Genomic DNA, 14,671 nt, shown 5'->3' with positions numbered 1-14,671 from the left:
CTTAATCCTGCTAAATACTGCCTTTTACTTGAAAAAAACCTCTTGTTTCCATAACATAGCAAACATAATAGGCGGTTCGCCGCCCCAACTGGTCTGAACCGCTCCCCGTCAAGAGGACAATAAAAAATTATAAGATTTCTTAGGCCGGTAGATTCGTCTGCCGGTCTTTTTATGCAGCTAAATACAAGGTGTGTTTCTCTATCGGTGTTAGGATTCCGAGATTACGTTGCACACGCTTGTAGTTGTAATACTGAATGTAGTTTTCAATCGAATCTATTAGATTCTGTTTGCTGGTAAATCGTTTGCCGTAGTACATCTCTCGCTTTAGGATGCCCCAGAATCCTTCCATAGGCCCGTTGTCAATGCAGTGGGCTACACGGGACATACTTTGGGTCATTCCCTGTTTTTCCAATTTGTGATGGAAATTCCTGTTCGTATATTGAAAGCCTCTATCGCTATGGAACAGCGGATGGGCATCTGGATTGGCTTTTACCGCCTTGTCCAAAGTCTTGAATACCAATGGATTGTCGTTACGCTCACTAATGACAAAGGATACGATTCGTCTATCGTAAAGGTCAAGGATGGCACTCAGGTACAGTTTATGTACCACAGGCCCCTCATACCACTTGAATTCTGTGACATCGGTCAACCATTTCTCATTGGGCGTATCGGCATGAAATTTGCGGGAGAGGATGTTTTCTGCGATGTATTGAGGATTTTTCGCCCGTCTGGTGCAGCCATAGCTGCGGTACTTAATGGTGGATTTTATGCTTTTCTTCCGGCATATCCTAAGGATACGCTTGTCATTTACATGAATGCCGTGGTCGTGTCTTAGGTCATCATTTATGCGGCGATAGCCCTTGTCCGGGCGTTCATTGTGGATTTTTTCCAAAAGTTCAGCAATGGCTATGTTTTCCTGAATCCTGTCGACAGTTTTTCCAGAAGCCCATTTGTAATAGGCTGACCTCGATACATTCAGCAATCTACACAGTTCGTCAATGGGATAATCTTTTTCCTGGTGGCAGTCCCGTATAGTCTTGTAGGAGCGAATACGTCTTACTTGTCCAAGAATTCCCCCCTCTCCAGTTCGTTCAATTTTTTTAAGAGGTCACGCTCCATCTCAGCCATATACAGCTGATGTTTCAATTTCTGGATTTCAATCTGGGCCTTTTCCAGCTCAGTGCGTGGCGTCTGGTCTTTCTTACGCTTGCCACGGCGGTCCTCAAGCCCGGATTCGCCGAGTTCTATGTAACGCAAAGTCCATGTCCGTACTTGTTGATAGCTGACCTTGTGTTTCTTGGCCATTTCACCGTAGTTCTTATCTGAAGCCAGGCATTCCTGGACGATTTGCAGACGTTCTTCCTGTGTGGTGCTGCGTGCTTTGCTCATGTAGCTTCCGCCTCCTGAATATTTCATGGAGCTAAGGTCTCCATGAGCATTATACACCTTAATCCAGGTCTGAAGCTGGCATCTGGAACGAATTTTGTACTTCCGACAAATATCCAGCTGACCAGCCTTACCGTTTAAGTATTCTAGAACGGCCATTGTCTTGGTTTCTGGTGAATAAACTCTGTTACCGTTGTCCGTATAAAATCCGTCAACACCTTCTGCCTCGTAGCGCTTAATCCACATTTGTACTGAGGATAATCTTACTCCTGTAGCTTTGCTAATATCACCTTGAGTAATTTCTCCGCGCAGATAAGCTCTTACATATTCTATTTTTTCTTCTATTGCTATTTTCTGGTGTTTGGGCATAGAAAACTCCCCCTATGATGACAGTTATATTTTTTACTGTCTCTCATAAGGGGAGCATATCAGTCTGCAAACCGCCTATTATGATATTTCTCCTAAATTATAATTTACTCAAAATAAACTCTGCCTGTCCCTGCAACTGGTAATTCCCCAGCCCGGCCGGTACAAAAACCGTCCGTCCCTTATCAACAGTAAGACATTCATCATTACCAGTGAGCTTTAAAGCCCCGTCCAGCACCGTCAGGCACTGAAATGAATCTTCGCCGGCATGCATAGTGCTATCGCCATGCAAGCTGCCATGATATACCTTAAAATACTTGCACTCCGCCAATAATTTAACATCCATATTGGGGAACAAGTCAATGTCAACCATTTTATCAGACGTGGCTTGCGGCACTTCCAGTTCCGTCACGGCCAAAGCTTTATCAATATGGAGCTGACGCGGCTTGCCATCTTTGCCCACACGTCCATAGTCATAGACGCGGTAAGTAAGATTGGAACTTTGCTGTACTTCATAAATCAGAATACCACTGCCAATAGCATGTAACGTCCCTGCTTTGATAAAGAACACATCACCTTTATGTACAGGCACCTTATTACAAACATCCAGCAATGTGTTATCCTCTATGCGCTGCTTGAATTCTTCTTTACTGATTTTCTGCTGAAAACCATAAATAAGACTGGCACCAGGTTCTGCGTCCACCACATACCACATCTCTGTTTTGCCCTGCTCGCCTTCTTCCCGCAAAGCATATTCATCATCAGGGTGAACCTGTACAGATAATTCTCCTTTGGCGTCAATAAATTTAATCAGCAGTGGGAAATATGCCATATCTTTAGCCTTGCTGCCCAGCATGGCTCTGCCAGCCCCGGTCAAAAGTTTTGACAAAGTTTCACCTTTATACTCACCACTGTCAACCAGACTCAGGCCAGCCTCATGACAGGAAAGTTCCCAGCTTTCCGCAACTATATCCAAATCTGAAGTCTTGCCATATTCATTCTTCAAACGATTGCCGCCCCAAAGATAATCCTTCAACGGTGCTTTTAAAAGCATAGGTTTTAACATGAATGCATCACTCCTTGCTCATATATACGTATATTATATAGCGAATTACTTAAAAGTACAAACAAGAGCGCATTCGCTGTTTATAAGAAATTATCTTGTATTCGAATATTTTTGTGAAATGAACACCTTACCTTTCCAGGGTTCTAAACACACAAAACTAGGTTATGCACCCCAAAATGCAGAACCTGGTTTTCATATACAATGTTCAGTTCTATTTTATTCCTTTAGTAAACACTTGCCCAAGTCATAAGCCGCAGCACATTGCCGGGGGAACATCTCTTCACGATAGGCAGCTTTGGCCTGTGGGCCTTCATAAGCCACATGCACGGACTTGTTTTCATCAATGGCCTTGTTGCACAGGCAGCCTTTGTGGTCTTCGGGCTTGCCGATGGCATATTCTTGAGGTCAACTACCTTCTTTCCTCAATCTTTCAGCTTAAATACTTTCTTCGGCTGGCCACATAGCGGGCAGGCAAAATCATCCGGTTCAGCGTCCAAATCACCGACATGCTCATAGCCGCAGACCGAGCAGACATAGATTTTCTTGCCGGCAGCCTCCAACAGGCCTGGGCAATGTTTTTCCAGAATTTTCGCCAGAACAACGCCATGGTGGCCTTCCTGCTTGGCAAAAACTTCCATTTCGTCAGCAGCCTCAGCAAGGCCGGCCTCGCGGAATTTATCCGCCATGGCCTTAACTTTCTTTTCCCCGCTGGTTTCTGCGCTCATCAGGCCACGCACGAGCTGCCAGAAATCCTTGGGCAGCATGCCGTTTACCGTCGCATAGAAACCGGCATGAACAGCCTCTTGATTAGCCGCCTCGATAAATTGTTCGGCCACATCATCAAGCCCCTGCTCTTTGGCAAGGCGCGCCAGCGTATAATACATCATCGTCCCCTTGGCCTCACCCAGGGCCATCATTTCTGCCATTTTCTCCAGCGAGGTTCCCTTCGTTATACCATGTAAGCTCATGAAAATCTCTCCTTTACAAACCTAATACACATTAAATATAATACACATTTATAACAGCTTTTCGATTGCTGCCATCATCGCAGACGGACTGGTGGTCGGTTCAAAACGCTCTACCACATTACCATCTCTATCGATGAGGAATTTGGTGAAGTTCCACTTGATGCCATCGTCTTCCAGATACTCCGGATAGTTCTTTTTGAGCGCATCCATGAGTACCGCAGCAAATTCATGCTCTTTATCAAAGCCCTTGAAACCTTTTTCAGCCGTTAAATACTTAAAAAGCGGCTGGGCGGTTTCACCGCGCACATCACCCTTCTCAAAAATCTGGAAGCTTACGCCATAGTTGCGGCGGCAGAACTGCTGTACTTCGCTATTGCTGCCCGGTTCCTGTGCACCAAACTGATTGCAGGGGAAACCCAGGATTTCCAGCCCCTTGTCCTGATACTTATCATAGAGCTCCTGCAGTTCCTTATACTGCGGAGTGAATCCGCACTTGCTGGCGGTATTGACAATAATCAGTACCTTGCCTGCATAATCCTTTAAAGATTTTTCCACACCGCCATTCGTTCTGGCTGTAAAATCATAAACTGTCATCCTTATCTCCTCTCTGATCTCAATCTCTAACACGCTTTTGATTATAATGACCAATTGTGACCTCTATGTGACTTTTATTCGATTTTTTACAACCTTTTTGTAAAAAATCTATTTTGACGATATGGCGAGCACACAGGACTTGCCACTGTCAAGCGGCAGGGCAACTGTCATTTCCGTTCCCTTGCCCGGCTGACTTTGACAGTCAATCTGACCGCCCAGGAGTTCCAAAATACGTTTAACAATGGACAGCCCCAGTCCATGGCCTTTTTCCTGATGGGATTCATCACACTGATAAAAGCGTTCAAAGATATGCGCCTGTTTATCTGCAGGAATTCCCATACCTTCGTCACGAATGCACACGCAGATGGAATTTGATGCCAGTTCTCCTGATATATGTATGGTGCTGCCCTCTCCTGAATACTTCACTGCATTGTCAATCAGATTCAGCCACACCTGCTTAGTCAAATCCGGGTCGCTTTCAATCTGCAGGGGCGGCAAATCAATGGCAAAAGAAATATCTTTGACCTCCCATCGCTCAGCCAGCAAAATCACACACTGCCGTATTTGCTCGTCTACGGCAATATCTTCATGACGCATGACAATAGCCTGGGCATCGAGCCGCGATAAACGCAAAAGATTTTCCGCCAATCGCGAAAGCCGCAGAGCCTCCTCATGCACCAGCCCTGTATATTCCCGTCGTTCTTCCTCGGTCAGACCGCCCTCCAACAAGATTTCCGAAAAGCCGACAATGGAAGAAAGCGGCGTCTTGAATTCATGCGATACACTGCCCGTAAAACCTTTTTGCATATGGTCAATACTTTGCAGTTCCTTGGCCATGCGGTTGAAATTATCTATAAGCTGCACACCCTCTGCCGTACTTACAAAATCTTCTGGTGGTGGCACACGCACAGCAAAATCCCCCTTGGCGATACGCCCGGTGGCCTCTACCACTGACTGCGCCGGACGAATGTAAAAACCGGCCTCCCAGGCCAGCAGCAACGCCCCGGAAACAATCGTTAGCAAACTGCAGATAATGAGTGCCACCGGCAGTTCCAATTGCAGCCCCGTCAGGCTGTCCAACAGATAGACCAACAGGCTGGACACGCCACAGCACAAGGCCAGGGTGAGCAAGGTGGTCAGGCTATGATAAAGCCGCAACGGCAAAATAAACTGTTTCTTCATGTTGTTTCTTCCTTAAACACGGCCTTATACCCCAAGCCCCGCACTGTTTCAATGGCAAAGTCGGGATTATCGGCAAAGCGATGACGCAGTTTTTTGATATGGGCATCGACATTGCGGCTGTCCGTATCCTTATCTACGCCCCAAATCTCATCTAACAGTTCCTGCCGGGTAAAAATCTTGCCCGGCTGATTGAGCAGCTTGAATAACAGATAGAATTCCTTAGGCGGCAGAGTGTCCGTATTATCGCCGGTCTGCACCGTCAAAGATGCATAATCAAGCACCGTACTGCGAATCGTTAACCGTTTTTCACTCAGCAGCTGCGCCCGACGCAAGAGTGCCCCCACACGCAGCATAAGTTCCCGCAGCTGGATAGGCTTTACCATATAATCATCCGTCCCGGCGCGGAATCCTTTTTCCATGTCCTCCATCTGGCCTTTAGCCGTGATTATCAAAATTGGCAAATCCATCTTCGCCCCCCGCAGGGCACTCGTCAGTTCCAGTCCGTCCATACGGGGCATCATCACATCGCTGATAACGAGGTCAATATGCTCCCGCTCCATAATGTCAAGCGCCTCCTGCCCATCAAAGGCCGGAAAAACATTATACTGTTCCTGTTTCAGCTTTGCACAAATCATGCGGTTGAGATTTCTGTCATCCTCCGCTACTAATATTGAAAACATAGGCTGCCCCCTTTACATAGAAAATCGCATCTTATGTAAATTTTATTATCCCTATGTGACTTGTATATGACTTTATTTCGCCCTGCCAATATAAAATCCTGTTTACGCCATAAAGATAAATTGCAGTTTGACAGTTAGTGCCTGCTTATTTTTATTTGTTACAGCTCATCGAGGTGGAGGTGGTAATACTTTTCGCTGCTACACTAAATGTCCCACCAGCAAACGACTGGGCTTTTTAGCAGCCTTGCGCCGGGCAGGCCAGCGGCGCGATTATTCATCAAGGTGTCCAGCGACTATAGTTTGTGGGCCAGTCCTCACTTTGTTCGGACAGTCGTTCCGCTGCGAAAAGCATCACCACCTCCGCCCTAAGCGTCGTCCGTTTAAAAGAATTATTTCGCAGTGACAGGGAACAAGAACATCGATGTTCTTGTAACGGGAGCAACGAGTTCGTGGCAATTGTAAAGGCCGTGGCTAGGGGCGAACGGGGGAGTGATTTTTATGCAGGGAGCGACTGCCTGAGCGCAGCGAAGGCCGGCACACTGTAGTCAATCGCTAAGCAACTACGCTGAAAGGAGCGCCGTTGGCCTGCCCGGCGCAGGTAACTGGACAGTGCTATTTTCCGAGGTGTGTCGTTCAGCGGAGGCAGAAAAATTACTCCCCCGTGAACCCCATGCACGTATGAACGGGATACTTTTAAGAACTAATTAACTGTCAAACTGCAATTTATAATAAAAGTCCGCTGAATTTCGTCAGCGGACTTTTACTATAAGAGAATATTTCACCTGGCTCAGCCATTAATGACTGCCAATTTCTTTTCCAACACCAGCACACCGTGACGCACACAGTCGTCACAGTCGCAGAGCATTTTCCCGGTGTCTATGCCCTTTAACTCCCGGCAGATTGTCCCCCCGCCGGACATTTCCTTGAATTCCTGCAGCATATCTTTCGCAATCATCTTGCTAGGCGTATCGGATTTATTGAGCAGGCCTAATGCCATTACCGCCCCACATAACGCGCCGCAAGTTCCTTCCATGCCGCCCATGCCAGAACCAAAGCCGGAACCCATCGCCAAGATATCCTCTGTGGGCCTGCCCAGTTCCTTTTCATAGGCCATCAGCACAGCCTGTGCACAATTACAACGGTTATGTTTGTACTCCACAGCTTTTTCAGCTCTTGCACTTACTACGTCCATCTTTCTTACCTCCAAAATATAATCACAGTTACTACTTTGCTATTTATTATTTTTTTCCTCTTTTTTCAGCGGCGAACCATCCATAGGCAGATTTTCCTTTGCATATAGGAAACCAATATCGTAAAGCCGCCAAAACTGCACACATACCCTAGTGCCGTAATTCCCACCAGACTTTTACGCTTTTTACTTAGGTCATCACCAGCAAGCGGCAAGCCGTAGCGTAGTAAAGACTGAACGCAGTATACCTTAACGCTAAAAAAGTCCTGACACTTTGTGCCAAGCCTTTTTTAGCGAACAATCTTTTTCGCTCATTTATTTTTCCGGAACCACTGGCACCAGAAGATAACTTTCATATTTGCCGCCAACATGGATAATGTGTTTTCCCTTGTTGCGGGCAGCCGGTGCTTTGACAGCCAGTTCCGGGTGAGGGACTTCTGTATGGTTGCCGCCTAAAGTTTTCATGGCCGGTTTCTCGCCCGGCATAAAGGTATATCCCTCGGCGGGGACGGCAATCTTTGCTATGCCAAAAGGCGGCACGCTGTCGGCCTTGGGCGGCTGGTAAGCCGCTATGGTCAACTGCAGCTTTTCACCGGCATGGTATTTCATGCCCATGGGCCAGATACCAATATCCACAGGCACAATCTCGCCTTTTTTCAGTAAATCCTCATGGGTATGTTTTAAAACCGGCTCGGCAGGCGTGGATTTTTCCTTATCCAAAGCCCGCTGAGACACGCGCAGGTACCCTTCGGCAACAATGGGCATGTGCGTCATCTTGTCAACGATAGCCTTGCCATCTTTATCGAGTTTTTGCACTGTCACCTGCAGTTCCATATCATCAGCGCCGTCTGCCTCAACATACGTATGCAGGTTCATATAGCCGGTCAGTTCCGTATCCTGGTCAAAAGTCAGCACAAAGTTGGCCGCCGGCCGTTCGGCCTGCGTATCGTAACTGATAGTCTGTTCCTGCGTTTCTTTATCCCCGGCCAGCGTTTTTTGACTTGTCAAATACAGCTTTTTGTACTGCGTTCTGGCCAGTGGAAATTCCTGCTCGACTCTGTCCACTACGTCTTTATGCCCGGGGTCAAGCACCGACAGGCGCACGCGCGGCGTCTTTTCCCAGTCATTGTCCACGCCTTTTAAGTAATGGTCAAAGAACTTGCGCAAGTCCTCCACATGTTCCGGCTGGTAGTAATCTGCCCATTCATTGGTGTTGTGGACGCGCAGCCATTTATCCTTGCTGGGAATCTGACGGAAACCAGCAAAGGTGCCGTGCGTATGCACCGGATTGGTAAAGCTGGCCACGACATAAGCCGGTATGTGGATATTCTGCAGTTTGGCAATCTTGTCCTGCCAGTAGGCATCCAAAAGCGTATGCGTCACCACCATACGCGGCTGGTCCTCAATGTAATTCTTGCTGGCAAAAGTTTCAAATATCCCCTCCGGGAATACGGGATTCGGAATTCCCCCACGATTGGCCGTTTCACGGAAATGGTCAACAAAACCTTCCCAGGGGGCAATCGCTGCTAAATGCGGCGGCTGTTCGCCGGCAATAAACCACTGCGAAACTGTCAGCCAGGAATTGCCAGACATGCCGATTTTGCCATTTGACCAGGGCTGCTTAGCCGCCCATTCAATCGTATCATAGCCATCTTTAGAATTCTGACTGCCCCAGTAGTTTAAGTTGCCCTCCGAATGATAGGCACCGCGGCTGTCGGGATTGATGATGACATATCCCTGCGCCACCCAGTAAGCTGGGTCAGGAGCCTCAAATTTTTCCAGCCCGGAAGTTGCCAGCTGCGGCACCCCAGCCCGTCCCGGCACATCGTCGAGCCACTGGCCGCCGATTTCCTTGCCATAAGGGCTCCACGCCATAATGGCCGGGTGCTTGGCCTCGTCTACCGGCCGGAAAATATCCGTATAGATAACCGTACCATCACGCAAGGTGACCGGTACGTCCTTTTCAAACAAAATATCACAGGTTAGCGGCTTGGAACCTTCACGGCGGATTGAACCAGCTTTAAGCACCATCTTTTCCTGTTTTAATGCCGCAGCACGGGCACGCGCTGCCGAAACAGGCAAGCCTTTACGATAATATACCTCAATCGTTTCACCATTCGCCATCTTCTGCGGCAAGCTGATAGACGCCTTCTCCGCTGCCACTGTCCCCGGCACCAGCACCCCCATCGATAGTGCTGTCAGTCCCAGGCAAAGCATTTTTCGCATAGACCCCTTCATTTGATAGCCTCCCTATAATTAGAATTATTTATCTTTTTCCCTTGATATATTATAATACTTTTATATTGATTTGTTAAATTTACTATTCTTTTTAGCATAAGGAGCTTATTATGGTCACATATGCCTTTTATAATAGTCCTTTCGGCCTGCTCAAAACTGGCACTGCTGGCGGAAAAGTTATCCTCATCACCCTTGTGCCTAAGCAGGACGTGCGCAATCAGCCGACGTCTCTTAGCGAAGAAGTTTTTGCCCAGTTGCAAGCATACTTTGCCGGCAGGCGCACAGAGTTTTCCCTGCCGTATGAACTTATCGGCACAACTTTTCAAAAGCAAGTCTGGGCCCAAATCGCCAAAATCCCTTACGGTAAAACTGCTGCCTATAAGGACATCGCCGAGGCTATCGAAAAGCCCCGTGCTTTTCAGGCAACAGGCCGGGCGGTAGGGGCTAATCCGCTGCCCATCATCATTCCCTGCCACCGCGTTATCGGCAGCAATGGCACATTGACCGGTTATGCCCTGGGACTCGAAATGAAAAAAGCCCTGCTAAAACTAGAGCAGGGCCTTGCCATTCCTACGTTCTCCTCCAAACCTATTCCATGTTTTCCCACCACGGGGTAAATGAATCATTTTTTTGACCGTCAATATAGGCCAGTTCACCAATCTCCGGCGTTAACAGCTGATAGCCCTTGCCCTGGCTGGCCTTACTAAGTTCCCGATAAGGTTCCTGCCACGGATGACGGGACAGGGCAAACTTACCGCCATGCGCCGGCAATAACTGCCTGGCCCCCACGTCAACCGCGGCCTGCGCGGTTTCTTCCGGCAGCATGTGTATAGCATGCCAGGCCATGTTGTACTGGCCATTTTCCCCAAGCATCAGGTCAAAACCACCAAATTTCTTCCCAATGGCCTTAAAATGCTCACCATAGCCGCCATCACCGGTATAATAGACCTTGCGCTGCGGTGTCACAAAGGCAAAGCCACACCAAAGCGTGGGATTGGCAGTTAAAAAACGTCCGGAAAAATGCTGTGACGGCAGGATATGCACAGACAAATCAGCCGCCAATTTAATTTCCGTGTCCCAATCTTCTTCGTGCAGCAATTCTTTCGCAAAGCCCCAGCCTTCCAAATATTCCCCCACACCTAAAGGACAGACAATATTTTTCACCTTTGGCTTTAACGCCATTATCGTAGGATAGTCCAGATGGTCCCAATGGTCATGGGAGATAGCCAATACATCAATCGCTGGCATATCCTCTGCAGTATATACATTGCTGCCCGGAAAAGCCTTGTTGATAAAAAACAGCGGCGAGGCATAGGGGCTGAACACGGGGTCAATTAAAATGCGATAGCCACCCAGCTGCATAAAGAAACTGGAATGCCCGAGCCAGACCACCACATCATCATGCTGATTCAAACTGCGCAAATCCGTTTTCTTGGACAACATCACCTGCTTTGGAGATAAATGCGACTTATCCCCAAACAGGAATTTCGCCATAGCCACAAAACGGTTTTCGCCATTTTGTTCATTCATAACCTGTACGGGGACAAGATTTTGAAACCTGCCATTCACATAATGAGGTGATGCCTCCAGCCGTGCCAGGCGTTCTCCCTGCGGCAGCCGGCCAAATTCCGGACGCTGGGTAAACAGCACACCGCCGCCAGTTAATAAGCCCAAGGTTCCCAAACCTCCCATGATAAAAGTTCTTCTGTTCATTATATTCTCCTGCCAATAATTTCTATGTTGCTTTTAATTCTAACACTTGGAGCATACTTCAAGTCAAGAAAAATCCCCTTAAAGCCAAAAGAGCTTGCAATCATGCAAGCTCTTTTTGTTTACCTCTTACGGCAGTTTGTTATATTCATTTTCCGCTACCGGCTCACACCATTCATTGGAAGTGTTTTCGCCCGGCACTTCGATGGCGATATGCTGGAAAGCAGAATCCTTGGCCGCACCATGCCAATGTTTGACATTAGCCGGAATATGCACGACATCGCCGGTCTTTAATTCCTGTGCCGGCTTGCCCCATTCCTGATACCAGCCACGGCCAGCCGTCACTAAAAGCATCTGTCCGCCGCCTTTAGCCGCATGATGGATATGCCAGTGATTACGGCAGCCAGGTTCAAAGGTTACATTGCCAATAACCACCTGTTCCGTGGAAATCATATTGAGGTAGCTTTTGCCGTCAAAATACTGGGCATAGTTGACATTTTCGCCGCCCACCGGGAACATACTGGTTTCTTTGATAGTTGCTAAATCCATATTATTACTTCCTTTGTCAGCTTTATTATTCGCGGACGGCTCATTATAAACCTCTTTCGCCAGGTTAAAAGCCGCCCAGGCCTTAGGCCAGCCGGCATAGAAACCAAGCTGCGTGATGACTTCCGCCATTTCTTCCTTAGTCACACCATTTTTCTTGGCTGACTGCAGATGGTATTTCAACGAGCTGTCCACCATGCCGCTGGCGACCAAGGCCGAAACGGTCACAATACTGCGGTCATGCAGAGATAAAATGTCATTCTTCGACCAAACCTCACCAAAGAGAATATCATCATTGTAGCGGGCAAAGTCCGGGGCAAATTCCCCTAACAGCTGCCGGCCGGCGGTCTGCGTCACCTTTACTGCTTTTTTCGTCTGTGTCATAGCTGCCTCCGTATATGCAAAATTCGTCATCATCATTCCTGCTGCCAGTACTGCAGCGATTATCTTGTTATTTTTCATAGTACCTCCTTTATCCTTTACACTCATACTAGCACTTGGAGTTTACTTCAAGTCAAGCAGAATTTTACTGCATGCCCTGCGGTGCATTTTTCATCCATACCTGCTCTTTTTTATTGCCGTCCTGTGTATTCTGCGCCATTACCCCTACGAGTTTATGCGGAACATAAAGTTCTTCCAAATAAGCTATATCTTCAGCCGATAATTTAAGTTCCGCAGCCTTGGCCAGCTGGCAGGCATAGCAGTTGGCAATACCGATATAACGGACTTTTCCTGCCTTTACCTGCTTGTTTAAGCCGTCTAAAATATCGTAAACAGGCGTCTGATAGTCCCACATATGATAGATATATAAATCCACATAGTCCATGCCCAGGTGCTGCAGACTTAAATCCAGCTGTCTGGCAATATGTTCCTGACCGGTCACACCAGCTGCGATTTTCTGCTGGCTGCGCGGCAGGAATTTTGTAGCGACCACCACATTATCGCGTTTGGCATAATCCTTAAGTGCCCGGCCCAGATACTATTCACTGGTACCATTCTGATAAGCAATCGCCGTATCGAAGAAATTTATCCCAGCCTGCAAAGCATGTTTAATAATATCCCGGGTTGCAGACTCATCAACCGTCCAGCTATGCTGTCCCGTTGTGGCGTTGCCAAAGCCCATACAGCCCAGACAAATACGCGATACCTGCAAATCAGAATTACCCAGCTTTGTATAATCCATAACCTGCCGCCTCCTAAAAATGACACCATGTCAATAAAAAATCCACTGACAACATAGTCAGTGGATTTTTATTACCTGCGGCTTTTGGCCAATTTTTCTGCAGCAGTTGTATTGCCGCCTTTCATAGCCAGCAGCACACCAAAGCCACTGGTGTAATCACACCTACGGTCAGGCGGACAGCAATAAACATGGCGCCCCAAATACTGCCGGCCAGCGACAATAGCAGCGAACCGATTAGTAAATTACGCAAAATATTTTCTCCTTGTATATGATGTTTGCAGCGTCATTGTTATAAAACTTTTTTATATACATGACGGGCAATAACCAGCTGCAAAGCCACAAGCCCCGCCAGCAGGCCAAAGGCAGCATACAGACTGGTGGCATGAGCCAGGGCACCGATTGCCGCCGGCCCCATCAGGATTCCTAAATATCCTAAAGTGCTTACTGCCGGCACCGCCAGGCCAATGGGCATATCCTGCTGCCTGCCCAACAGTGAGAAAAATACCGGCACAATATTAGCACTTCCCACACCAATAGCAAAGAACCCAACATATAACAGCCAGGTCACTGGCGTAAAAATCACCGCCAGAAATCCCATAAAGGCCAGCATACTGCCGCCTAAAACAATTATTTTCTGTCCGAGTTTCTGTACCAGCTTGTCCCCCATCAGACGCATAACCAGCATAGCTGCCGAGAAAACTGTAAAACCTGTACCGGCCATTGACATGTCAAATCCACGCACCACAGTTAAAAACACGCCACTCCAGTCCATAATGGCCCCCTCCACCAGGAAGGCAATACAGGCGATAATGCCGACAAAAGCCACAATTCCCTTGGGCATAGCCAACATTTCCCCCCCGGCATCACCGCCAAAGGGCAGTAAAAAGCGGGCAAAAAATACGGTAACCATGGTCATAATCATTGCGGCAATTAACGTAGATACCACAGGCGTCAGCCCCAGCATTCCTACCCAGACACCAAAAAGGCCAGCGCCGACAAAGCCGCCCACACTCCACAGCGCATGCATGCCGGACATCAACCGCCTGCCAGAGGCTTTTTCCACAATGACCGCCTGTACATTGGCCACTACATCAATACAGCCCATAATCGCGCCAAAAAGCAATAACACGGGTATAGCCAGCAGTATTTCTCCCACCTGGCTGAGCAAAAACAACAGCAAAGCAAAGGAAATACTGGCAAAAGTCAGCACACGGCGGCACCCTAGACGCACAGCCGATGCTCCCGACAAGGGCATGGTTAGCAGAGAGCCCACACCGATACATAACAGGAGCAGCCCCAAAACATCTTCACCAACAGCCAGCCGCTCACGCAGCAATGGCACAAGCGGTGCCCAGGAGGCCGCACCAAAGCCGCCGACAAAAAATATAGCACTGGTGGCATACTGCGTCCATTTATCCGCCGGATTAAATTCTTCTGCTTGTATTGTATGTTCCATTCCGTAAATCCTTTCATCATGCTCAATAAGTTCTTCTATTATAGAAGTTACTTAAACAGAACACAAGTGCTACGGAACGAAACATAGCTTATTCATAAAAATATGAC

At 47.8% G+C, this 14,671-nt stretch carries 14 protein-coding genes and 2 pseudogenes; 1 reads left to right on the top strand and 15 read right to left on the bottom strand.

Annotated elements, in window-relative coordinates; all coding sequences use genetic code 11:
- Positions 1–169 precede the first annotated feature (169 nt).
- The 10 genes and pseudogenes from DL94_RS16285 to DL94_RS14140 form a co-directional block, all read right to left on the bottom strand.
- Positions 170–1,051 carry an IS3 family transposase gene (locus DL94_RS16285; RefSeq protein ID WP_255326878.1) on the bottom strand — a complete coding sequence of 294 codons (882 nt, stop codon included), beginning with the start codon at positions 1,049–1,051 and terminating at the stop codon, positions 170–172.
- Between the two features lie 5 nt (positions 1,052–1,056).
- Positions 1,057–1,389 (bottom strand): helix-turn-helix domain-containing protein, encoded by a 333-nt coding sequence (locus DL94_RS16435; RefSeq protein WP_231464511.1) that lies wholly within the window; start codon positions 1,387–1,389, stop codon positions 1,057–1,059.
- Positions 1,390–1,596: 207 nt separating this feature from the next.
- Positions 1,597–1,755: pseudogene (locus DL94_RS16575) on the bottom strand (helix-turn-helix domain-containing protein); the annotation flags it as partial.
- A gap of 97 nt (positions 1,756–1,852) precedes the next feature.
- Positions 1,853–2,818, bottom strand: a complete 966-nt coding sequence (locus DL94_RS0103670) for a type I phosphomannose isomerase catalytic subunit (RefSeq protein ID WP_028128979.1) — start codon at positions 2,816–2,818, stop codon at positions 1,853–1,855.
- 422 nt (positions 2,819–3,240) lie between these two features.
- Positions 3,241–3,786, bottom strand: coding sequence for a ferritin family protein (locus DL94_RS0103665; protein WP_028128978.1), 546 nt, complete (start codon positions 3,784–3,786; stop codon positions 3,241–3,243).
- Between the two features lie 48 nt (positions 3,787–3,834).
- Positions 3,835–4,380, bottom strand: coding sequence for a glutathione peroxidase (locus tag DL94_RS0103660; RefSeq protein ID WP_028128977.1), 546 nt, complete (start codon positions 4,378–4,380; stop codon positions 3,835–3,837).
- Positions 4,381–4,488: 108 nt separating this feature from the next.
- On the bottom strand, positions 4,489–5,562 hold the full coding sequence (locus DL94_RS14145) for a HAMP domain-containing sensor histidine kinase (RefSeq protein WP_037371235.1): 1,074 nt from the start codon (positions 5,560–5,562) through the stop codon (positions 4,489–4,491).
- On the bottom strand, positions 5,559–6,242 hold the full coding sequence (locus DL94_RS0103650) for a response regulator transcription factor (RefSeq protein ID WP_028128976.1): 684 nt from the start codon (positions 6,240–6,242) through the stop codon (positions 5,559–5,561). The genes DL94_RS14145 and DL94_RS0103650 overlap by 4 nt, the downstream gene beginning before the upstream one ends.
- A 787-nt stretch (positions 6,243–7,029) precedes the next feature.
- Positions 7,030–7,434 carry a C-GCAxxG-C-C family protein gene (locus DL94_RS0103645; protein ID WP_028128975.1) on the bottom strand — a complete coding sequence of 135 codons (405 nt, stop codon included), beginning with the start codon at positions 7,432–7,434 and terminating at the stop codon, positions 7,030–7,032.
- 312 nt (positions 7,435–7,746) lie between these two features.
- The gene (locus tag DL94_RS14140) at positions 7,747–9,669 is read right to left on the bottom strand and encodes a CocE/NonD family hydrolase (protein ID WP_051586284.1); all 1,923 of its coding nucleotides are present in this window, start codon (positions 9,667–9,669) and stop codon (positions 7,747–7,749) included.
- A gap of 110 nt (positions 9,670–9,779) precedes the next feature.
- Here DL94_RS14140 and DL94_RS14135 point away from each other — a divergent pair, with 110 nt between their 5' ends.
- On the top strand, positions 9,780–10,286 hold the full coding sequence (locus DL94_RS14135; protein WP_051586283.1) for a methylated-DNA--[protein]-cysteine S-methyltransferase: 507 nt from the start codon (positions 9,780–9,782) through the stop codon (positions 10,284–10,286).
- Here DL94_RS14135 and DL94_RS0103625 read toward each other — a convergent pair.
- The 5 genes and pseudogenes from DL94_RS0103625 to DL94_RS0103605 all read right to left on the bottom strand — a co-directional run bounded on the left by DL94_RS0103625 (position 10,258) and on the right by DL94_RS0103605 (position 14,564).
- On the bottom strand, positions 10,258–11,382 hold the full coding sequence (locus DL94_RS0103625) for an MBL fold metallo-hydrolase (RefSeq protein ID WP_028128974.1): 1,125 nt from the start codon (positions 11,380–11,382) through the stop codon (positions 10,258–10,260). The genes DL94_RS14135 and DL94_RS0103625 overlap by 29 nt on opposite strands.
- A 126-nt stretch (positions 11,383–11,508) precedes the next feature.
- Positions 11,509–12,339 carry a carboxymuconolactone decarboxylase family protein gene (locus DL94_RS0103620; protein ID WP_369793696.1) on the bottom strand — a complete coding sequence of 277 codons (831 nt, stop codon included), beginning with the start codon at positions 12,337–12,339 and terminating at the stop codon, positions 11,509–11,511.
- Positions 12,340–12,451: 112 nt separating this feature from the next.
- Positions 12,452–13,048, bottom strand: a pseudogene (locus DL94_RS14130) (aldo/keto reductase).
- A gap of 181 nt (positions 13,049–13,229) precedes the next feature.
- Positions 13,230–13,358: a hypothetical protein gene (locus tag DL94_RS16520; RefSeq protein ID WP_255326875.1), complete on the bottom strand. Its 129-nt coding sequence runs from the start codon at positions 13,356–13,358 to the stop codon at positions 13,230–13,232.
- 39 nt (positions 13,359–13,397) lie between these two features.
- Positions 13,398–14,564 carry an MFS transporter gene (locus DL94_RS0103605; protein WP_028128972.1) on the bottom strand — a complete coding sequence of 389 codons (1,167 nt, stop codon included), beginning with the start codon at positions 14,562–14,564 and terminating at the stop codon, positions 13,398–13,400.
- Between the last annotated feature and the right edge of the window lie 107 nt (positions 14,565–14,671).

The sequence above is a fragment of the Selenomonas sp. AE3005 genome, from assembly GCF_000686945.1.
GTDB lineage: Bacteria > Bacillota > Negativicutes > Selenomonadales > Selenomonadaceae > Selenomonas_A.
Note: the sequence above shows the minus strand (reverse complement) of the source record. Positions and strands in the feature narration are given on the sequence as shown.